Genomic DNA, 20640 nt, shown 5'->3' with positions numbered 1-20640 from the left:
CAGACATTTTTTTCAGGAGGTGGCCGATGCAGGCTCTCGACGCTTTGCTCAACCGTGTTTCCGTTCCGCGTTTGCTCGACCCGGCGCCCACCGCTGCACAACGGGAAGTGTTGTTTGCCGCAGCCATGCGCGCACCGGATCACGGGCATTTGCAGCCGTGGCGCTTTCTGACAGTAGAAGGCGCGGCGCGCGAGCAATTGGGCGAGATACTGGCTGAGGCTGCACGTCTGCAAGACGCCGATGTACCTCAGGCCCTGGTGGACAAGGCGCGTAATGGCCCGCTGCGCGCGCCGCTGGTAGTCGTTGTGGTGGCCCGTCTGCAAGACCACATCAAGGTGCCGAAGTCCGAGCAGATGCTGGCTGCAGGTTGTGCGGCTCACGCAATCTTGCTGGCGGCTTACGCTCAGGGTATCGGCGCTGTGTGGCGTACCGGCGAGTTGGTTTATTCGGCGCATGTGGCCAAAGGCTTGGGCCTGGCGGAAGGTGAAGAGGTGATTGCGTTCCTTTACCTGGGCACACCGCAGAACGAACCGCGTGTGGCCGGTAAAGTCGATCTCGCCGAGTTTGTCAGCGCTTGGCCGCCTGAGGCCTGAATCATTGGCAGATTGATTTAATGTGGGAGCGAGCTTGCTCGCGATGACGGCTTCACATTCAACATTGATGTCGACAGTCATACCGCTTTCGCGAGCAAGCTCGCTCCCACAAGATTCCACAGGTTTCAGGGTTATACGGTCGCGCCGGGTTCCAACGGCAAATCCACGCTGGCAATGAATCCGCCCTCCGGGTGATTGGCCAGAATCAGGCTGCCACCGTGGCGCTCTGCCGCGCGACGGGCGATGGCCAATCCCAGGCCATGTCCGGCAGCCGTCTGGCCGGGAGCCCGATAAAACGGCTCCCCCAGTTGGCTCAAATGCTCGGCCTCTACACCGGGACCATGGTCGCGCACACTGACCACAATCCGGTCCCCGTGACGCAACGCCAGAACTTCAATCGATTGTCCGATCGGGTTGAAGCGTTGGGCGTTGCGCAACAGGTTGTCCAGCGCCCGCTCGATCATGGTCGGCCAACCCTTGAGGCGTAACTGCTGTTCGGCTTCGATGCATATGTTTTGCTCCGGCGAGCCAAGCTGAGCGTCTTTTTGCAGCGTGTTCAGCAGCGCGTTGAGGTCAACTTCTTCGGCACTGGCGTTATCGGCGTCGACCCGTGCCAGCACCAGAATTTCACTGATCAGCGCTTCCAGGCGATCACATTCGCGGGTCAGCCGTGGCCAGAGTTTTTCGCGTTCTTCGGGGCCGGCCCGTTCTGCGAGGGCCAGGGCGATACGCAACCGGGCCAACGGTGAACGCAGCTCGTGAGACACGTCGCGCAGCAATTGCCGCTGACTGCCGATCAGGCTCTGCAGGCGTGCGCCCATGCGGTTGAAGTCGTTGGCCAGCACCCCAAACTCGTCACGGCGGTTGGCCAGCCGCGCCAGGCTGTTTTGCTGATAGGTCGTCTGGCCGAGGTCATGCACCGCACCGCGCAGACGGCTCAACGGGCGGGTGATGGACAGCGTCACCAACAGGCTGAACAGCGTCAGCACGACCAAGGCAATCGTCAGCGCACTGAGGGGCCAAAGCAGGCTGCTGCGGTGCCAGGCGTTGAGCTCCGGGTGTGGAATACGGTAGATCAGCAAGTACGTTTCAGCGCTTTTCGGGCTGGTGTACTCGACGGTCAGGCGTCGCCAGGGCAGGTGACGGTCGTTGTTGTCGGGGTTGTCGTTCTGTCGTGCTTCCAACGCCGCCGCGCGCCGAGGAAAGGTCCCGCGCACCACCGGGTCGCCACTCTCGTTCAGCACTTGAACGTCGATGTGGTAACGCCGTTTGCGTTGTTCGAGCAACGCCTGTGCGGCGTCCTCGCCTTTTTCTTCGTAGAGCTGCGTCCACTCTTGCGCCAGGGTACTGAGGCCCGGGTGGCGACTGAGAATCCAGGCGTCCTGGTTCAACATGTGCCCGAGCAGAATCGACAGCCCTGCAACCAGAGCGATGGCCAGCCAGAAACTGGCAAGGATGCGCCAGAACAGTGAACGCACGGGAAGTCCTCAAACAAGGAAAGCCCAATGGCGATCAACCATTGGGCTGGGAAGTAGCGCTAGAATATTATTGCGTTTTTTTCGGTTGTTGGGCTTTCCACGCCTGAAACTCGGCCCATTCGGCTTTGCGTTCGGCCTGCTTCTTTTGGATCGCATCGAACTTCTGCTGTTGGTCCGGCTTGAGAAGGGCACGAATGTCTTTCTCGGTTTTCTGGCGGCCGGCCGCCATTTGGTCTTTCATGGCCTGCTGATCGGCTGGCGAGAGTTTTTGCAGGTACTGCTCTACCAACTCTTTGCGCGCATGCATCTGCTCGCCAATCAGTTTACGGATCTGCTCGCGTTGTTCGCGGCTCAGATCCAGTTCTCTGTACATGCCTTTGCCGCCATGCATGTGCTCGCTGTAACCGTGGCCTTCCATTGGGCCCATAGGGCCTTGGCCTTCTTGCGCGGCCATGGCAATGGTCGGCAGTGCGGCAGCGAACATCAAAGCGATAAGGGTCTTGCGCATGGTGTGTCTCCTGTCTCGTTCCCGGTGTGTTCCGGATGAGTACAGATTACGGAGATCAAGGTCAGCGGCGGTCAGCGGAGCGTAAAGCTTGAGTAAAGACGTTTTTGCGGCAGCCTGACAAAACACACTCCCCTGTAGCAGCTGGCGTAGCCTGCGTTCGGCTGCGAAGCAGTCGTGAAATCAGGCACCGCAGTGTTTCAGGTAGACCGAATCGATAGGGTTTACGACTGCTTCGCAGCCGAACGCAGGCTCGCGGGCTCGCCAGCTGCTACAGGGACGTGTGTCGGTCGTTAGAGGCTGTAGTAATAACCGCGGCTGCGCAGGGCAATGATGCGTGGCCGGCCGTCGGGGTGTGGGCCGATCTTTTTGCGCAGGTTGCTGACGTGCATGTCCAGGCTCCGGTCGTACAGGGTCAGCTTGCGCCCAAGCGCGATCTGCGCCAATTCCTGCTTGTCCAGCGGCTCACCGGGTTGTTTGAGCAGGGCTTCGAGCAGGCGACTTTCGGAGACGGTCAGGGTGAACTCCTGTTCATCGATGCTGACTACGCCACGGACCGGGCTGAAACACAGATCGCCGAGTTCCATCTGGCTGGATACCGCCGCCGGATGACTGCGCCGCAGTACTGCGCGCAGGCGGGCTGTCAGCTCCCGTGGATCACACGGCTTGGCCAGGTAATCGTCGGCGCCCAGCTCCAGGCCGAGGATACGGTCCAGTGGCTCGCCGCGGGCCGAGAGCATCACCACCGGCAGATCCGGGTGGTCGCTGCGCAATTGCTTGAGCAGTTCCAGACCGCTGCCATCGGGCAGCATCACGTCGAGCACTACCGCTGCCGGCGCGGATTCGGCCAAGGCGCGGCGCGCACTCAGACCATCGTGGCAAGCGCGCACGACAAAACCTTCCTGGCTCAGCCAACTGCTCAGGAGCTCACACAGCTCCTGATCATCATCAATTAGTAACAGCTCGCTCATGACTCACTCAATTTAGCCATTGCCGACGTTTTCTACGTCCACCACTGGCGAAGATACCGCAGAGCAGGGCCAATAGCGCTACTCCCGCGCCTGTGACGAACCACTGCTGTTGATCGGTCAGCAGGCGCGGCAGCGGGTTTGCCTGGGCTTCCTTGAGTTGCAGCTTGAGGCGCTGATTCTCTTGGCGCAACCGGCCCAGCAACGCGCTTTCGCGATCGTTATCGGCATTTTGCAGTTGTTTGTTCAGCTCTTCCCGTTGCCGTTCGCTTTCTTTCAAGCGTTGCTGCAATTCAGTGATCTGGCTGCCGGCGCTTAACGACAGAGGCGTTGAATAGCCTGAATCCGAGTGCTCTTCGGCATGGGCGAAGGCCCCGATCGATAACGTGACCAACAGCAGACACAGCGGACCTTGGCGCATCGAAACTCCTGATTCCAATCGAGTGTTGGGCAGGTTGTCGGCCGTTGAACGAGAATAATGAGCAATTGAACGCGCGATGAACCGAAGGTTCATCGCGCAGATGCCGGGTTACGGCAGGACTTGCTTGAACGGTTTGACCAGAACGTTGGCGTAGACGCCTGCGGCGATATACGGATCGGCGTCGGCCCAGGCTTTGGCCGCTTCCAGGGAGGCGAACTCGGCGACGATCAGACTGCCGGTGAAACCCGCAGCGCCCGGATCATTGCTGTCGACGGCAGGGTGCGGACCGGCCAGTACCACGCGGCCCTCGGCCTTGAGCTGTTGCAACCGCTCGATGTGCGCAGGGCGCGCAGCCAGGCGGTTTTCCAGGGAGTTGGCGACGTCTGTAGCAATGATTGCGTATAGCATGTCAGTCCTCGGTTTTTTGCGTAGTAGTGTCGGCGTCGTGCAGGTGGCGGGACAGGTAAATGCCCTGGCCGACCAGGAACAGCAAGGTCATGCCCAGGCTGCCGAATACTTTGAAGTCGACCCAGTAGTCCTGGAAGGTGAACGCCACGAACAGGTTGGCGGCACCGCAGAACAGGAAGAAAGCGATCCAGGCAATGTTCAAACGCAGCCAGACCGGATCCGGCAGGGTCAGCGCATGGCCCATGATGCGTTTGATCAGCAGGCGGTCACCGATGAAATGGCTGCCGATAAAGGCCAGAGCGAACAGCCAGTTGACCACCGGGGCCTTCCACTTAAGGACGGTTTCGCTGTGGAAGGCCAGGGTCAGGCTGCCGAAGACCAGGCAGGCGATGAGGGTCAGCCACTGGCTCTTCTCCAGCTTGCGCTGTTTGATGAACAGCGTGCCGTAGACCACCAGGGAGCTGATGATCAGCATCGCGGTGGCGCTGTAAATACCACCTACCGTCAGTTGATGACCGGCGATGTCGACGACCCGTGGATCGATTTTGTAGACGATGAAAAACAGCAGAAGCGGGATGAAGTCGATGAATTGTTTCACAGTGGCAGCCAGAAGCAGGATGTGGCGGCATAATAACAAACATATTGGGTCGCGAAAGCGCCAGCTGATTTGAGGTTACACAGTCCTGTGAATGTTGATTTGCACTGCCATAGCACGGCCTCCGATGGCGCACTGGCGCCTGCGGTACTGGTTGCGCGTGCGTTCGAGAAAGGCGTGCGAGTCCTGGCCTTGACCGATCACGACACCCTTGAAGGCCTCGACGAGGCCCGCAGCGCTGCGGTTGCGCTGGGGATGCAACTGGTCAACGGCGTCGAATTATCCTGCACCTGGGGTGGCGCGACCATTCATGTGCTCGGTTACGGATTCGACGTCAACGCGCCGGCGTTGGTCGAGGCGATTGCCAAATTGCATGACGGACGCTGGCTGAGGTCCGAAGAAATCAGCCGCAAGCTCGAACTCAAGGGTATGCCGGGCGCGCTGGAAGGCGCGCGCGCTATCCAGCAGGAACTCGGTGACAGCGGCAATGCGCCAGCCCGACCGCACTTTGCCGACTATTTAGTCCGCGCCGGTTTCGTCAAGGATCGCGCCGAAGCCTTCCGCAAGTGGCTGGGCGCCGGCAAGCTGGGGGACGTCAAGCAGCACTGGCCGACCCTGGAAGAAACCGTCGAAACCCTGCGTGCCGCCGGGGCCTGGGTCAGTTTGGCGCATCCTTGGCACTATGATTTCACCCGCAGCAAACGCCGTCGCCTGATTGCCGACTATATTCAAGCAGGTGGCCACGCTATCGAAGTGGTCAACGGCCATCAGCCGGCCGAACAGGTCGGCAGCCTGGCTATTCTTGCTCGTGAGTTCGGTCTGCTGGTCAGTGCCGGCAGTGATTTCCATGGACCCGGAGGCTGGTCCGAGATCGGCGAGTACCGCCCACTCCCGGAGGACCTGCCACCGCTTTGGTGTCGGTTCAAACATGACCCAGCCGTTATTGCCGTCTGAACAGGTAGAAAATGTGAGTCAATTTTTCCAGATTCATCCGGAGAACCCGCAAGCGCGCCTGATTAAACAAGCGGTAGAAATCATTCGAGCCGGCGGTGTGGTGATCTATCCCACCGACTCGTCCTACGCCATTGGTTGCCAGATCGGTGACAAGAATGCTGTGGAACGTGTGCGCCGGCTGCGTCAGCTGGATGAAAAGCACAATTTCGCGCTGATTTGCAGCGACCTGTCACAACTGGGGCTGTTCGCCAAGATCGATACCGGCACCTTCCGTTTGCTCAAGGCCCACCTGCCGGGGCCTTACACCTTCATTCTCAACGCCACCCGCGAAGTGCCGCGCCTGTTGCTGCACCCGAAGAAGCGCACCATTGGTTTGCGGGTGCCAAGTCATCCGATTGCCCTGGCGTTGCTCGAAGAGCTGGGCGAGCCGCTGATGAGCGTGACCTTGATCATGCCCGGCGACACCGACCCGTTGAGCGACCCGTATGAAATGCGTCAGTTGCTCGAGCATCAGGTCGACCTGATCATCGACGGCGGTTTTGGCGGTATCAAAGCCTCCACGGTGATCAACCTGGCCGACGGCGAGCCAGTAGTGATTCGCGTCGGTTGCGGTGACCCAGCGCCGTTTACGGTTGAGGCCTAGATGTCTGCAGTAGAGCCCGTCGATAGCCAGGCCGGCGCCCAGCAAGAGCTGCCGTTCGCCATGGTGTATGGCCAGGCGGTCATGGAAATGCCGCTGGATCTGTACATTCCGCCGGACGCGCTGGAAGTCTTCCTTGAGGCCTTCGAAGGCCCGCTCGACTTGCTGCTGTACCTGATCCGCAAGCAGAACATCAACATCCTCGACATCCCAGTGGCGGAAATTACCCGGCAGTACATGGGTTATGTCGAGTTGATGCAGTCGGTGCGGCTGGAGCTGGCCGCCGAGTACCTGGTGATGGCGGCGATGCTCGCCGAGATCAAGTCGCGGATGCTGCTGCCGCGTTCAGCCGAGATCGAAGAGGAAGAAGACGACCCGCGCGCCGAGCTGATCCGCCGCTTGCAGGAGTACGAGCGCTTCAAGGCGGCTGCCGAAGGCATCGACGGCCTGAGCCGGGTCGGCCGCGATGTTCTGGTGCCCAAGCTGGATGCCCCGGAGGCGCGGGCGCGCAAGTTGCTGCCGGACGTGAGTCTGGAAGAGTTGCTGATGTCCATGGCCGAGGTGCTGCGCCGTGGCGATATGTTCGAAAGCCATCAGGTCAGCCGCGAGGCATTGTCGACCCGCGAGCGCATGAGCGATGTGCTGGAACGGCTCAAGGGCGGCGGTTTTGTGCCCTTTGTCGAGCTGTTCACCGCTGAGGAAGGACGCTTGGGTGTGGTCGTGACCTTTATGGCGATCCTCGAACTGGTCAAGGAATCCTTGGTCGAGCTGGTGCAGAATGAGCCTTTTGCGGCTATCCATGTGCGGGCGCGAGCCGAATAACGAGCAAAATCAATGAATCTGAGTGAACCCCGCGAGCTGGCGCCACTGCTTGAAGCCTTTCTGTTGGCCTCGGGAAAGCCGCAGTCGATGGAGCGTCTGTTCGAACTCTTCGAAGAGGGCGAGCGCCCGGAGCCGCCGGTCTTCAAGAAGGCCTTGGCGATTCTGGCCAAATCCTGCGACGGCCGGGCCTTTGAGCTGAAGGAAGTTGCCTCGGGCTACCGTCTGCAAATTCGCGAGAAGTTCGCGCCTTGGGTCGGGCGCCTGTGGGAAGAGCGCCCGCAGCGCTATTCCCGAGCGATGCTGGAAACCATGGCATTGATCGCCTATCGCCAGCCGATCACCCGGGGCGAGATCGAGGATGTGCGCGGTGTGGCGGTCAACAGCCACATCGTCAAAACCCTGCTGGAGCGGGAGTGGATCAGGATCGTCGGTTACCGTGACGTACCGGGAAAACCGGCGATGTTCGCCACCACCAAGGCGTTTCTCGATCATTTCAACCTGAAAAACCTCGACGACCTGCCGCCGTTGGCCGAACTGCGCGAGCTGGAGCCCGAGCCGATGCTCGAGTTCGACGACGCACCGGTGCCGCAAAGCCTGCAAGAACTGGCCGATGCCAGCGCCGAGCCGGAAGAACCGAAGGACGAAACCAGTTTCCATACGTTGTTGCTGGAACTGGACTCGATGGAGGAGGGGATCAAGACCGACTTCGATGACTTGCTGCGGGATGGGGCGGTCAGCGACAGCGAGCCGCAGATTCCAGACGATGTGCCCGTCGAGGTTGCGGTAGAGACCGAACTTCAGGTCGAAGCCGAGGCAGAAGTTGAGGACGAGGCTGAAGATGACATCCTGGGCGTTGCCGAAGCCCGCGAGAAACTGCTCGCCGCCGTCGCTGCGCTGGAACAGCCCAAGCCAGAACCCGAGCTGAGCGATGAAGAAGCCGAAGCCCAGGCCCTGGCTGAAGCAATCGAGAACGAACGCCGCCAGTTCGACGACTGACACATACCACTGTGGGAGCGAGCTTGCTCGCGAAAGCGGTATGCCAGGCGACATTGATGCTGAATGTGACGCCGTCATCGCGAGCAAGCTCGCTCCCACAATGATTCCAGTGTTTGATGAACCTCTGGGTCACCGGTCGGCGGAAAAACAATTAACCAACCGTTTATCCGCTAGTCTCTGATGCGCAAGCGGCGTCATGCGCGTATGATTCGCGGCCCTTCGGCGATCCTTTCGCCCAAAGACCAGATTTCAAATCTTCAGGCCAAGGCCTGAACAGACCACACCGGGAGGTGCCCAGATGAGTATCAACGACCAGAAAGACGACCAGGAAATCGGCCCAGCAGGCGAAAAACTGCAGAAAGTCCTCGCCCGTATCGGCGTTGGCTCGCGCCGCGACGTAGAAGCCTGGATCAGCCACGGCCGGATCAAGGTCAACGGCAAAGATGCCACCCTTGGCCTGCGAGTCGACCTGCACGACGCCATCACCATCGATGGCAAGGTGATCAAGCGTGAAGAAGCGGCCGAATCGGTCCGCCGCGTGATCATGTACAACAAACCCGACGGCGAAATCTGCACCCGTGACGACCCTGAAGGCCGTCCGACCGTGTTCGACAAAATGCCGAAACCAAAAGAAGGCCGCTGGATCAACATCGGTCGTCTGGACATCAACACCACCGGTTTGCTGATGTTCACCACTGACGGTGAGCTGGCCAACCGTTTGATGCATCCTTCCTACGAAATGGACCGTGAATACGCGGTACGTGTCCGTGGCGAAGTTGATGACGAAATGATCGAACGCCTGAAGGCGGGCGTGGTTCTCGAAGATGGCCCGGCGAAGTTCACCGACATCAAGCAGGCTCCAGGTGGCGAAGGTTTCAACCACTGGTACCACTGCGTGGTGATGGAAGGTCGTAACCGTGAAGTCCGTCGTCTGTGGGAATCCCAGGGGCTGGTGGTCAGCCGTCTGAAGCGCGTGCGTTTCGGTCCGGTGTTCCTCAACTCTGACCTGCCGATGGGCCGCTGGCGCGAAATGAGCCAGTACGAAGTCGACGTGCTGAGTGCTGAAGTCGGTTTGACCCCGGTGGCCATGCCGCAAATGAACGCCAAGAGCAAAGACAAGCTTGAGCGTATGCAGCGCAAGTCGTCCCGTCCGGTCGGCAAGAGCGAGCGTGTGCGGACCTTGCGTCCAGCGGCCGGTGCTCCAGCAGCTGCTGGTCCGCGTCCAGCGCGCGAGCCGCAGATCGAAGGCGAGCGTCCGGCACGCAAGCCTGCGCCACGTCAGGACGGTGAGCGCGGTCCACGCACTCCGCGTCCGGCCAACGGTCGCACTGAACGTGGCGAAGGCCGCGGTGCTCCAACCGGTGGTCGCAGCGATCGCGGTGCTCCGGCAGGTCGTGGTGAGTCGGGTCGCGGTACGCCAGTGGCAGACCGTCCATCCGACACCAAGCGCCCGGCCAAGCCAGCGCCGAAGAAGCGTCCAGGCATCGTCCTGGTCGACCGTGACGCGCCATCGGGCAAGCGTCGCGGCGCACCGGCCGGTTCCGGTCAGCGTCCAGGCTTTGGTCGTCGCAAACCGGAATAATCGGTAAGCGCCCATAAAAAACGCCAACCCTCGGGGTTGGCGTTTTTTTTTTGCCCAGGCTTTAGTAATGCAGTGTTTTTGAGTCTGTCATCGCGAGCAAGCTCGCTCCCACAGGTGAACGAGATCGTTCAGATAAATGCGATCAAGTGTGGGAGCGAGCTTGCTCGCGATGAGGCCAGTAGCTACACCATTATCTTCGGGACTAAAACACAAACCGCCCATCAAACACCGGCTTGTCATCCAGCGCCAACACGCCGCTGGCGAAGATCAGGTCCAGGTGATGGCTGCCCTTGGCGCCACCGCCTAACCCCAGGTGCAGGCCGCAATGGCGCTCTTCGAAACCGGCGTTGCGCGCATACAGCTTCTTGACGCCCTCATTGGTACCGATCCCCAATTCCTCGATGCGTCGGTTGGACGGGTTGGCGTCCAGGTACTTGTTGAAGTCATGTTCCAGCCCCGGCACTTGCGTGGCGATTCGGCTGATGGTCGAGTTCTCGATCCACAACTCCAGCGGCGATTCGAGCACGCCATATTTGCGGGCGAAGGGGATGGTGCCGAGGAAGGTACCGACGAACTTCACCTGGCCATTGATGGCTTCGCTATGGGTCGCGATCTCGCCGGGCGCGAGGTCGAAATTGCCGACGCCGTTGATATTGGTCCACCTCTTGATGCTGCTCAGCGGCGTTTCGAAACAAGAGCCGTGCCGATCACTGAAGCTCAGGGTGGTGGCCTGGGACATGCGCTGGATCAGGTGGCTGTTGAGCCCGGCGATACGTTGCGGTGTAACGCTGAAGGTGTCGTAGAAGTAATCGCCGTAATCCTTGAACAACAGCGACTTCTTCCAGTTGTCGGCCATGACGCTTTGCAGGGCACGAACAAACTCCGGGCCGTCCGGGCGCGGGTTGGGCAGGGTCGACGAGTCGTAGAAGAAAATATACAGATCGCAGTCGGCAATCGCCTGCACCAGGGTTTGGGTCGGTTCGAGGTCCAGGCGCATGGCGCTGAACCGGAACGGCTCGTTGGCCGCTTGTTCGATGATCGCCCCGGTCAATACTTCGTAAGGCGCGGTGTGCCCAAGCAAAACCTTGGCCGGACGTACGCCAACCAGCGCGGGGTGGTGTTCGAGGTAGTAAAGGAAATGCGAAATGGCGCGGTGTCTATCCATGAGTCCTCCCTGACAGTCAGCGAAAAGTGGCAGGTACGCCCGGCCGGCTCGTACCTGCCTGGATGTCTTACATCGGCCACATCGCCGTGCCGAACGGAACGACCGCATCGGCTTGCATCATTTCAACGGCAGCGTCATGGGTAGGCGCTTCAAACCAATCGTCCAGTTGCAGTTCAGTTTCCAGGTCTTTATCCATTGCTTGCATAGTGAATCTCCCAGATGACTTCAAGGTTGAATGGCGGTGCTGTTTTCAGCGCATGAATAAATCATGCTGACCGAATCAAGCGGCCGCTGACTTGTCGGGCGTTGGATCCCGGCAAGTGGCTGGAAACCTAGTCCAGTGCTTTTTAAAGTGCAATTTAATATTTAAATTCAACTTTTATGAAATTATTATTCTGTTTTTTATTGTCGATTTTTCCAATTAAAAACAAAACGCTAACGCGACCTAGACTGTAGGAATAGGACTACCGTCAATTTGCAGTCAGCCTACAGAAAGATCTGTAGTGGAAAAAATACGTTACGTCCCGTAAAGGAGGGTTTACGAAAAGCCGCGTTCGGAACCATAGATTCGCGTTGATACGATGGTTGTAAGGAAAAGCTTCCGGTTGGCCCCCGGCAATGCGGTTTTCAGGGCTCTGGTCCGCTTGTTTCAGGACGCTTTCAACGGTGAGATGCGCCCATGCCTGTCGTGCAGGTGCATAACAAGAAGGAGGCGCAATGTACGCCGTGAGTCATCTCCATCTCTCCTCAACGGGCGATTTTTTCATCGCTCCCGTCAACGACCCGCAAAGGTCTGACCCCATTTTTGCAGCCGCCCGAGACCCTCGGGGCGGACACAGGCAATCCCGGCAAACGACGCGCTGATTCAGCGGTGTCTGGCAGCAGGGGGTTACAGGTGTACAATGCGCCGCGTTTTAACTGTGACCTCCCTGCGTAACTGCGCAAAACTCAAGGCTATCCGCTTTGTTAACTCCGCCGCGCCACAAGCGTGACGGGTTCGATTTCGTCACAGATAAAAACAAACAGGTGACGCATGACCGGTAAAAAAACGCTGAACTCCTGGTGCCTGCGCTGGGGTTTGATCCGCGCTGCTTGATCCTGATCCGAGCAGCAACGTCTTAACGAACATCATCAAACCTTGCGTGAGACCCTTTTCATGAGTGGACAAAACTCGCATTCAGGCGAGCTTAAACGCGGCCTGAAAAATCGCCATATTCAACTGATCGCTCTCGGTGGCGCGATCGGTACCGGATTGTTCCTGGGCTCTGCCGGTGTATTGAAATCGGCCGGCCCGTCGATGATCCTCGGCTACGCGATCTGTGGCTTCATCGCTTTCATGATCATGCGCCAACTGGGCGAAATGATCGTTGAAGAGCCGGTGGCCGGCTCGTTCAGCCACTTCGCCCACAAGTACTGGGGCGGTTTCGCCGGCTTTCTGTCGGGCTGGAACTGCTGGATTCTGTACATCCTGGTCGGCATGTCGGAGCTGACCGCCGTCGGTAAATACGTGCATTACTGGTGGCCGGACGTCCCGACCTGGGCCTCGGCTGCAGTGTTCTTCGTGATGATCAATGCGATCAACCTGGCGAACGTCAAAGTTTTTGGCGAAGCGGAGTTCTGGTTCGCGATCATCAAAGTCGTGGCCATTGTTGGCATGATTGCCTTGGGCAGCTACCTGCTGGTCAGCGGCAACGGCGGCCCGCAAGCCTCGGTGACCAACCTGTGGGAACACGGTGGGTTCTTCCCGAATGGCGTCAGTGGTCTGGTGATGGCCATGGCGATCATCATGTTCTCCTTCGGCGGCCTGGAAATGCTCGGATTCACCGCAGCTGAAGCCGACAAGCCGAAAACCGTGATCCCGAAAGCCATCAACCAGGTGATCTACCGGATCCTGATTTTCTACATCGGCGCACTGGTGGTTCTGCTTTCGCTGACTCCGTGGGACAGCTTGCTGGTGAGCCTGAACGCGTCCGGCGATGCCTATAGCGGCAGCCCGTTCGTTCAGGTGTTCTCGATGCTGGGCAGCAACACCGCGGCGCACATCCTCAACTTCGTGGTACTGACTGCAGCGCTGTCGGTGTACAACAGCGGCACTTACTGCAACAGCCGCATGTTGCTGGGCATGGCTGAGCAGGGCGATGCCCCGAAAGGTCTGGCGAAGATCGACAAGCGCGGCGTGCCGGTGCGTTCGATCCTGGCCTCGGCGGCGGTAACGTTCGTCGCGGTGGTGATGAACTACCTGATCCCGCAGCACGCGCTGGAACTGCTGATGTCGCTGGTGGTTGCAACGCTGGTGATCAACTGGGCGATGATCAGTTTCTCGCACTTCAAGTTCCGTCAGCACATGAACCGCACTCAGCAAACACCGCTGTTCAAGGCGCTGTGGTACCCGTACGGCAACTACATCTGCCTGGCGTTCGTGGCCTTCATCCTGTGCATCATGCTGATGATCCCGGGGATCCAGATCTCGGTGTACGCGATCCCGGTGTGGGTCGTGTTCATGTGGGTGTGCTACAACATCAAGAACAAGCGCAGCGCTCAACACGCGCTGAATGCTGCTGCTCCTGCGGTGAAGTAACGCAGAAAGCAGAAACAACAAACCCGGCATTGGCCGGGTTTGTTGTTTCCAGGGTTCATACAAAACCCTGTGGGAGCGAGCTTGCTCGCGATGAGGCCAGTACAGTCGAGATTGATGCTGAATGTGATGCCGCTTTCGCGAGCAAGCTCGCTCCCACAGTTGATCTTCGGCGTGCTGAATATCTCATTCAGGGTATCCTGATGCCCCCCTAACGCGGACACGCTTTTCCATGCTGGAGATTTCCAACAACGTGCATCTGCCGGATGCCGAGATCGAATTGACCGCCATTCGCGCGCAAGGCGCGGGTGGGCAGAACGTCAACAAGGTCTCCAGTGCGGTGCACTTGCGCTTCGATATTCCGGCGTCATCCTTGCCAGAGTTCTACAAGGAACGGTTGCTGGCGCTGCGTGACAGTCGGATCACCAGTGACGGCGTGATCATCATCAAGGCTCAGCAATACCGCACGCAGGAAGCCAACCGCACCGATGCGCTGGCGCGTTTGACCGAGTTGATCCTCAGCGCCACCAAGGTTGAAAAGAAGCGTCGTCCGACCAAGCCGACCCTGGGGTCGAAGAAGCGTCGGCTGGAGTCAAAAACCAAGCGTGGCTCGATCAAGGCCGGGCGTGGCAAAGTCGACTTCTAGCGCGCTTCGCGTTCTTCACGATACTTTTCGTTTAGATGCTGTGGCGCTTGACGGTACAGGTAGAAGCTGAGCATCAAACCGCTCAGAGCGGCGAGAGCGGCGAACAGGAAGATTGAGGCAAAACCGAATCCGGCCGCGATGGCGCCCGCCAACGGCCCGGTGATTCCCAGCGACAAGTCGATGAACAGCGAGTAAGCCCCGACCGCCGCGCCACGGCTGGAAGCGGGCACCAGATTCACCGCTTCCACGCCCAGTGCCGGGAACACCAGCGAGAAGCCGAACCCGCTCAACGCCGCGCCCGCCAGTGCCCAATGGGCGTCCGGAGCTATCCACAACAGCAACAAGCCGAGGGTTTCGACCGACAGGCAGGCCATCGCCACGCGAAAGCCGCCGAGGCGATTGATCAGGTTGCCGAACAGCAGGCGCGCACCAATGAAACAGGCGCCGAACAGGCTCAGGCAGAGCACGGCATTGTCCCAGTGTCGGGTGGCGTAATACAGGGTGATGAAGGTGGCGATGGTGCCAAATCCGATCGACCCCAGCGCCAGTCCGCAACCGTGGGGTAGCACCCGCCCCAGGACATGCATGAAAGGCAGGCGTTCGCCGGCGACGATCGGCGCGGCGGTTTTTGGCCAGGCCAGCAGCAGCCCCAGCGCTGCCAGCAAGAGAATGCTCACCCCCATGCTCCACAGCCCGAAATGCTGAACCAGCAGCACGCCCAATGGTGCGCCGACAGCCAGTGCGCCGTAACTGGCAATACCGTTCCAGGAGATGACCTTGGCGGTATTCGCTGCCCCGACCCGGCCGATGCCCCAGCCAATCGATCCCGAACCCACCAGGCTTTCGGCGCTGCCCAACACCAGTCGACCGATCAACAGGCTTATCAGGCTCAAGGTCGGCAGGCTCTGCGCCCAGGCCGATAGCAGCATGAACACCCCGCTCAAGCCACAACCGGCCAAGCCATACATCACTGCGCGTTTGCTGCCCTGGTTATCGATGATCCGTCCCGCGTACGGGCGGCTGAGCAGGGTGGCGAGGTATTGCACGCTGATCACCAGGCCTGCGATCACCGCGCCAAAACCCAGGTCGCTGTGCACATAACCCGGCAACACGGCCAAGGGGATGCCAATGTTCAGATAGCCGATAAAGGTAAACAGGACGATAGAAACGACTTGCAGCGTGACCGCCATGGGGCGCTGGGGATCTGGCATGGGAAAAGTCCACGGGACAGCAGGATAGATAGGCTGCTTATGATACCGGTGGTTGGATGCGGTGAGGGGGAGAAATTGGAACTCTGTGCGTGCGGTCGTTTTGTCAGCGCGAAATCAGGATTTGGCGGGTGCGACCAATTGCGTGGTGACCAGTGCCGCGAGGGCGTTTTCCTGGCTGCCGAAGCGGGCCAGTAGTAGGGTTTGTTTCTCGGGTGTCAGGCGGTTCCAGACATCGATCATCTTTTCAGCAGTGCCGATCAGTACGCTGGCCTGGCTTTCGGTGAAGGTGTCGGTCATGTGCGGGTCCTTGATTCAGGCTGTGTGGAAAGCGCATGAGTTAGCGCTTTCCACACGGTCTGGGTAGTGCTTTTTCAGTCTTCGCTGTCGGCCTTGCGGCTACCAGTGGCTTCTTTCGGCTCGGGCTGTTGGGCGCCGGCTTGTTGCGGGGTTGTCTGCGCAGTTTCGTGCAGGCTTGGGAAGGGGAGATTAGGAATCTCGTGCATGTTGGTTGCTCCTCGCAAGGTCTGTTTTTAAATCGCTGTGTAGATCCGCGCTTTTAAAAAGCCTTGGCAGGATACAGCAGGGGAGATGACAAAAAGACTTTTATCTCCCTTTGTTGCGACGGATGGCCGCAGTGTGGAGTTAGAGCTGATGGATCTTGCACGAGGTCGAAGACGCCGCGATCCGTAGCAGCTGGCGTAGCCTGCGTTCGGCTTCGGCAGCTGCTACGGGGGCGTATCAGGCCGTTAGTCTGCGCAGACGTCAGCGATGGCTTGCGCCAGCAAATCCAGGCGTGTGGCGTCAATCCCGGCGACGTTGGCGCGGCCGGAGTTGACCATGTACACGCTGTGCTTGTCGCGCAGGTTTTTCACCTGAGCCGGTGTCAAACCGGTGTAGGAAAACATCCCGCGTTGCACACCGATATGCGCGAAGCGTTCGCCCAAACCGTGCGGCTCCAGCGCCTCGACCAAGCCCGAGCGCAGCTGCGCGATACGCATACGCATGGCTTCCACTTCGTCGGCCCACAGCTGCTTCAGCTCCGGGTCGCCAAGGATGGTCGCCACGACGGCAGCGCCGTGATCCGGTGGTGTCGACCACAGGTTGCGAGCGATGTTGGCCAATTGGCTGCGGATATCCACCAGCTTCTCGGCATCCTTCGCGCAGACGATCAGCGCGCCAGTGCGGTCGCGGTACAGGCCGAAGTTTTTCGAGCAGGAACTGGTGATCAGCAGCTCAGGCAGTTCAGCGGCAAACAACCGCACTGCCCAGGCGTCCTGCTCCAGACCATCGCCAAAACCCTGATAGGCGAAGTCGATCAGCGGCAGCAGTTCGCGGCTGCGAACCACCTCCAGCACACGGCGCCAGTCATCGTGAGACAGGTCGAAACCGGTCGGGTTATGGCAGCAGGCGTGCAGCAGTACCACATCGCCTTCAGGAATCAGGTTCAGGGTTGCCAACATCGCTTCGACGTCGAGGCGGTTGTCGCTGCCCACGTACGGGTAGTGGCTGACCTTGAGGCCGGCGGTGGCGTAGATGGTTTCGTGAATCGGCCACGTCGGGTTGCTCAGCCAGATGCCACGTCCCGGCAGGCATTGTGCAATGAAGTCGGCGCTCAAGCGCAGGGCGCCAGTGCCGCCCGGGGTCTGGGTGGCGCCGACACGCTGCTCGGTGATCAGCGCTGAATCAGCGCCGAGCACCAGATCATTGATCACTTTGCCGAACGCCGCGTCACCGTGACCACCGATGTAGGTCTTGGTGGTCTGCCGATCCACCAGCCGCAGCTCGGCGAGTTTCACCGACTGCGGAATCGGGGTCAGGCCCTGGGCATCCTTGTAGACGCCCACGCCAAGGTCGAACTTGCGCGGATTGCTGTCCTGCGCATAGGCCTCCATCAGGCCGAGAATCGGATCGCCGGGTACTCGGCCGATGGCGTTGAAATGCATTATTTGCGGCCCTCGGCGTCTTTCGCCACTTCGTCAGTGCGCGCAGCCATGATGAAGTCGTTGCGGTGCAGGCCTTTGATTGAGTGGCTCCACCAGGTCACGGTGACTTTGCCCCACTCGGTGAGCAGGCCTGGGTGGTGACCTTCGGCCTCGGAGATTTCACCCACGGCGTTGGTAAAGGCCAGGGCGAATTTGAAATTCTTGAACAGGAAGACTTTTTCCAGCTGCATCACGCCGTCGCGAACTTCGATGTTCCAGTCTGGGATCTGCTTGATCAGTACCGGCAGTTCTTCGTCGCTGACTTGTGGGGCATCGGCACGGCAGGCTTCGCAATGGGCTTGGTTCAGAGCGTTCATGGTGGGTTCCCAAATCAATTCTTGTTAGACGTTACTATTTTTTGAGGGGCGCCGCGACTGCGGCGCTCTCAGGCCGCCTTGGGTTTAGGCGGAAATTTCGGTGCGTGCAGGCCTAGCTGCATGCCTTGCTGGACCATGCCCATGATGTCCTCGTGGGCCAGATCGAACAGGCGCTTGAGGTTGGGCAGGACGAAGTACAGCGGTTGCAGGATGTCGATGCGATACGGCGTGCGCATCGCTTCCAGCGGATCAAAGGCTTGATGCTCTGGCTCGCCGGACAGGCTGTACACGGTTTCTTTTGGCGAGGAGAGGATGCCGCCGCCGTAGATGCGTTGGCCGTCCGGGGTGTCGACCAGGCCGAACTCGATGGTCATCCAGTACAGGCGCGCCAGATAGACGCGTTGTTCCTTGGAAGCCTGTAGGCCGAGTTTGCCGTAAGTGTGGGTGAATTCGGCGAACCAAGGGTTGGTCAGCAGCGGGCAGTGGCCAAAGATCTCGTGGAAAATGTCCGGCTCTTGCAGGTAATCCAGTTCTTCGCGAGTACGAATAAAGGTCGCGACCGGAAACTGCTTGTTAGCCAGCAATTCAAAGAAGGTCTGGAACGGAATCAGCGCCGGCACCCGGGCGACTTGCCAGCCGGTGGTCTCGCCGAGGACTTTGTTGATTTCGTCGAGTTGCGGAATGCGGTCATGGGGCAGGCCGAGCTTTTCGATGCCGTCCATGTATTCCTGGCACGCACGACCCTCGAGCACTTTCAGCTGGCGAGTGATCAGCGTATTCCACACCGCGTGTTCTTCAGCGGTGTAGTGAATAAAACCTTGCGCATCGGGCTCGCGGGCCACGTATTGCGTCTGCTTCATGCTGCTCTCCTGCAAAGGGATACGTTCTTGTTATGTCTTGCCTATGGACCTAGAGATAACCCCAAGTGTGAGATTTTGCAGCAAGGTTTTGGTGTTGTGTGTAGGAGGATTCCTGTTTTTTCGTAAAGTATTCGTTACGGATTGACGGCTATGGCGCAGGTATTGAGATTTCCGGGTTTGAAAAGGCCTCGAGCTGTCACATAATCTTGACGACTAACTTTGCGTCTTGGCAGAAAAAACCTCGCCACGCGCTCTATCCACTACCGTTCGGGCCTTTATATGCGTATCAAAGTCCATTGCCAGAACCGCATCGGCATCCTGCGCGACATCCTCAACCTGCTGGTGGAGTACGGGATCAACGTCGCTCGCGGTGAGGTCGGCGGCGAGCATGGCAACGCGATCTACCTGCATTGCCCGAACCTGATCAACATTCAGTTCCAGGCGTTGCGTCCGAAGTTCGAGGCGATAGCCGGTGTATTCGGCGTCAAGCGTGTAGGGCTGATGCCCAGCGAGCGTCGGCACATGGAGTTGAATGCCTTGCTCGGTGCGCTGGAGTTTCCGGTGCTGTCGATCGACATGGGCGGTTCGATCGTTGCGGCCAACCGCGCGGCCGCGCAGTTGCTCGGTGTGCGGGTGGACGAGGTGCCGGGCATTCCCTTGTCGCGTTATGCCGAGGACTTCGATCTGCCGGAGCTGGTGTGCGCCAATAAGTCGCGGATCAACGGCTTGCGGGTCAAGGTCAAGGGCGACGTATTCCTCGCCGATATCGCGCCGTTGCAATCGGAGCATGACGACAGCGAGGCGATGGCCGGTGCGGTGTTGACGCTGCACCGGGCGGATCGGGTCGGTGAGCGCATCTATAACGTGCGCAAGCAGGAGTTGCGTGGCTTCGACAGTATTTTCCAGAGCTCCAAGGTGATGGCCGCGGTGGTTCGGGAAGCGCGGCGCATGGCGCCATTGGATGCGCCGCTGTTGATCGAAGGCGAGACTGGCACCGGTAAAGAGCTGTTGGCGCGCGCCTGCCATCTGGCCAGTCCGCGTGGCCAGTCGCCGTTGATGGCGCTCAATTGCGCCGGGTTGCCGGAGTCGATGGCCGAGACCGAGCTGTTCGGCTACGGCCCGGGTGCGTTCGAAGGGGCGCGGGCCGAAGGCAAGCTCGGGCTGTTGGAGCTCACGGCGGGCGGTACGTTGTTTCTCGATGGTGTGGGGGAGATGAGCCCGCGTTTGCAGGTGAAATTACTGAGGTTTTTGCAGGACGGATGTTTCCGCCGGGTCGGTAGCGATGAAGAGGTTTATCTGGATGTGCGGGTGATCTGCGCCACCCAGGTCGATTTGTCTGAATTGTGTGCGAGCGGCGAATTCCGTCAGGATCTTTACCATCGATTGAACGTGCTTTCGCTGCACATCCCGCCGCTGCGTGAATGCCTCGACGGCCTGACGCCGCTGGTGGAGCACTTCCTCGATCAGGCCAGTCGGCAGATTGGTTGTCCGTTGCCGAAACTGGCGCCGGCGGCGATGGACCGGCTCAGCCATTATCACTGGCCGGGCAATGTCCGGCAGTTGGAAAACGTGCTGTTTCAGGCGGTTTCGTTGTGTGAGGGCGGCACGGTCAAGGCTGAACATATTCGCCTGCCGGATTACGGCGTGCGCCAGCCTCTGGGGGATTTCTCGCTGGAAGGCGGGCTGGACGAGATTGTCGGGCGTTTCGAAAAGGCCGTGCTGGAGCGGCTCTATTCCGAGCACCCGAGCAGTCGCCTGCTGGGCAAGCGCCTTGGCGTGTCTCACACCACCATCGCCAACAAACTGCGTGAATATGAGGTTGGCAAGACCGAGCCATAGCGGGTACCTGCTTTGTTTGTGCTGGCCTCATCGCGAGCAAGCTCGCTCCCACATTGGGTCTTCAGTGGTCACATAATTTGTGA

The 20640-nt window shown here is 59.5% G+C and carries 23 protein-coding genes; 9 read left to right on the top strand and 14 right to left on the bottom strand.

The genetic code is table 11. The annotated features are described in order from the left end of the window. The first annotated feature begins 26 nt into the window (after positions 1-26). A complete protein-coding gene (locus tag BK659_RS01285; protein WP_123423377.1) occupies positions 27-593 on the top strand; it encodes an NAD(P)H nitroreductase in 567 nt (188 codons plus the stop codon). A gap of 131 nt (positions 594-724) precedes the next feature. Here BK659_RS01285 and BK659_RS01275 read toward each other — a convergent pair whose 3' ends face one another. The 6 genes from BK659_RS01275 to BK659_RS01245 all read right to left on the bottom strand — a co-directional run bounded on the left by BK659_RS01275 (position 725) and on the right by BK659_RS01245 (position 4971). After that, positions 725-2071, bottom strand: a complete 1347-nt coding sequence (locus BK659_RS01275; protein ID WP_123423376.1) for a sensor histidine kinase — start codon at positions 2069-2071, stop codon at positions 725-727. Between the two features lie 67 nt (positions 2072-2138). Beyond that, positions 2139-2579 carry a Spy/CpxP family protein refolding chaperone gene (locus BK659_RS01270; RefSeq protein ID WP_123423375.1) on the bottom strand — a complete coding sequence of 147 codons (441 nt, stop codon included), beginning with the start codon at positions 2577-2579 and terminating at the stop codon, positions 2139-2141. 290 nt (positions 2580-2869) lie between these two features. Continuing rightward, positions 2870-3547 carry a response regulator transcription factor gene (locus BK659_RS01260; RefSeq protein WP_123423374.1) on the bottom strand — a complete coding sequence of 226 codons (678 nt, stop codon included), beginning with the start codon at positions 3545-3547 and terminating at the stop codon, positions 2870-2872. A gap of 7 nt (positions 3548-3554) precedes the next feature. Beyond that, entirely contained in the window at positions 3555-3965 is a 411-nt protein-coding gene (locus BK659_RS01255) for an SH3 domain-containing protein (RefSeq protein ID WP_123423373.1), read from the bottom strand. A 108-nt stretch (positions 3966-4073) separates the two neighbouring features. Further along, on the bottom strand, positions 4074-4373 hold the full coding sequence (locus tag BK659_RS01250; RefSeq protein WP_123423372.1) for a YciI family protein: 300 nt from the start codon (positions 4371-4373) through the stop codon (positions 4074-4076). Between the two features lies 1 nt (position 4374). Next, positions 4375-4971, bottom strand: a complete 597-nt coding sequence (locus BK659_RS01245) for a septation protein A (protein WP_123423371.1) — start codon at positions 4969-4971, stop codon at positions 4375-4377. An 87-nt stretch (positions 4972-5058) separates the two neighbouring features. On the opposite strand from BK659_RS01245, the gene BK659_RS01240 reads away from it, so the two are divergent. From BK659_RS01240 to rluB, 5 genes are all read left to right on the top strand, one after another. After that, complete coding sequence (locus tag BK659_RS01240) at positions 5059-5922, top strand: PHP domain-containing protein (RefSeq protein ID WP_123423370.1); 864 nt, start codon at positions 5059-5061, stop codon at positions 5920-5922. A 13-nt stretch (positions 5923-5935) separates the two neighbouring features. After that, positions 5936-6565 (top strand): L-threonylcarbamoyladenylate synthase, encoded by a 630-nt coding sequence (locus BK659_RS01235; protein WP_123423418.1) that lies wholly within the window; start codon positions 5936-5938, stop codon positions 6563-6565. A 120-nt stretch (positions 6566-6685) separates the two neighbouring features. After that, positions 6686-7384, top strand: a complete 699-nt coding sequence (locus BK659_RS01230; protein WP_185015271.1) for a segregation and condensation protein A — start codon at positions 6686-6688, stop codon at positions 7382-7384. Positions 7385-7396: 12 nt separating this feature from the next. Next, entirely contained in the window at positions 7397-8380 is a 984-nt protein-coding gene (gene scpB, locus BK659_RS01225; RefSeq protein WP_123423368.1) for an SMC-Scp complex subunit ScpB, read from the top strand. A gap of 298 nt (positions 8381-8678) precedes the next feature. Further along, positions 8679-9962 carry a 23S rRNA pseudouridine(2605) synthase RluB gene (gene rluB / locus BK659_RS01220; RefSeq protein WP_123423367.1) on the top strand — a complete coding sequence of 428 codons (1284 nt, stop codon included), beginning with the start codon at positions 8679-8681 and terminating at the stop codon, positions 9960-9962. A gap of 202 nt (positions 9963-10164) precedes the next feature. Here rluB and BK659_RS01215 read toward each other — a convergent pair whose 3' ends face one another. Beyond that, positions 10165-11127: a M29 family metallopeptidase gene (locus tag BK659_RS01215; protein ID WP_123423366.1), complete on the bottom strand. Its 963-nt coding sequence runs from the start codon at positions 11125-11127 to the stop codon at positions 10165-10167. A gap of 67 nt (positions 11128-11194) precedes the next feature. Continuing rightward, a complete protein-coding gene (locus BK659_RS27700) occupies positions 11195-11332 on the bottom strand; it encodes a hypothetical protein (protein ID WP_185015267.1) in 138 nt (45 codons plus the stop codon). A 951-nt stretch (positions 11333-12283) separates the two neighbouring features. Here BK659_RS27700 and BK659_RS01210 point away from each other — a divergent pair. Further along, positions 12284-13705, top strand: a complete 1422-nt coding sequence (locus tag BK659_RS01210) for an amino acid permease (RefSeq protein ID WP_123423365.1) — start codon at positions 12284-12286, stop codon at positions 13703-13705. 229 nt (positions 13706-13934) lie between these two features. After that, positions 13935-14348, top strand: a complete 414-nt coding sequence (arfB, locus tag BK659_RS01205) for an alternative ribosome rescue aminoacyl-tRNA hydrolase ArfB (RefSeq protein WP_123423364.1) — start codon at positions 13935-13937, stop codon at positions 14346-14348. Here arfB and BK659_RS01200 read toward each other — a convergent pair. From BK659_RS01200 to phhA, 6 genes are all read right to left on the bottom strand, one after another. Continuing rightward, positions 14345-15559 (bottom strand): MFS transporter, encoded by a 1215-nt coding sequence (locus tag BK659_RS01200; RefSeq protein WP_123423363.1) that lies wholly within the window; start codon positions 15557-15559, stop codon positions 14345-14347. The two genes, arfB and BK659_RS01200, sit on opposite strands and share 4 nt — an antisense overlap. Before the next feature lie 114 nt (positions 15560-15673). Then, on the bottom strand, positions 15674-15856 hold the full coding sequence (locus BK659_RS01195; RefSeq protein WP_123423362.1) for a hypothetical protein: 183 nt from the start codon (positions 15854-15856) through the stop codon (positions 15674-15676). Positions 15857-15930: 74 nt separating this feature from the next. After that, positions 15931-16062 (bottom strand): hypothetical protein, encoded by a 132-nt coding sequence (locus tag BK659_RS27865; RefSeq protein ID WP_256676601.1) that lies wholly within the window; start codon positions 16060-16062, stop codon positions 15931-15933. Positions 16063-16305: 243 nt separating this feature from the next. Beyond that, positions 16306-17502, bottom strand: coding sequence for an amino acid aminotransferase (locus BK659_RS01190; RefSeq protein ID WP_123423361.1), 1197 nt, complete (start codon positions 17500-17502; stop codon positions 16306-16308). Next, positions 17502-17858: a 4a-hydroxytetrahydrobiopterin dehydratase gene (locus BK659_RS01185; protein WP_019692410.1), complete on the bottom strand. Its 357-nt coding sequence runs from the start codon at positions 17856-17858 to the stop codon at positions 17502-17504. Before BK659_RS01185 ends, BK659_RS01190 begins: the two co-directional genes overlap by 1 nt. 68 nt (positions 17859-17926) lie before the next feature. Further along, on the bottom strand, positions 17927-18718 hold the full coding sequence (phhA, locus tag BK659_RS01180) for a phenylalanine 4-monooxygenase (protein ID WP_123423360.1): 792 nt from the start codon (positions 18716-18718) through the stop codon (positions 17927-17929). Between the two features lie 279 nt (positions 18719-18997). Here phhA and BK659_RS01175 point away from each other — a divergent pair, with 279 nt between their 5' ends. After that, on the top strand, positions 18998-20557 hold the full coding sequence (locus BK659_RS01175) for a sigma-54-dependent transcriptional regulator (protein WP_123423359.1): 1560 nt from the start codon (positions 18998-19000) through the stop codon (positions 20555-20557). Positions 20558-20640 lie beyond the last annotated feature (83 nt).

It is taken from the genome of Pseudomonas brassicacearum (genome assembly GCF_003732225.1).
Taxonomy (GTDB): domain Bacteria; phylum Pseudomonadota; class Gammaproteobacteria; order Pseudomonadales; family Pseudomonadaceae; genus Aquipseudomonas; species Aquipseudomonas brassicacearum_E.
The sequence above is the reverse complement of the archived record's forward strand: the minus strand, read 5'-3'. Positions and strand labels throughout refer to the sequence as shown.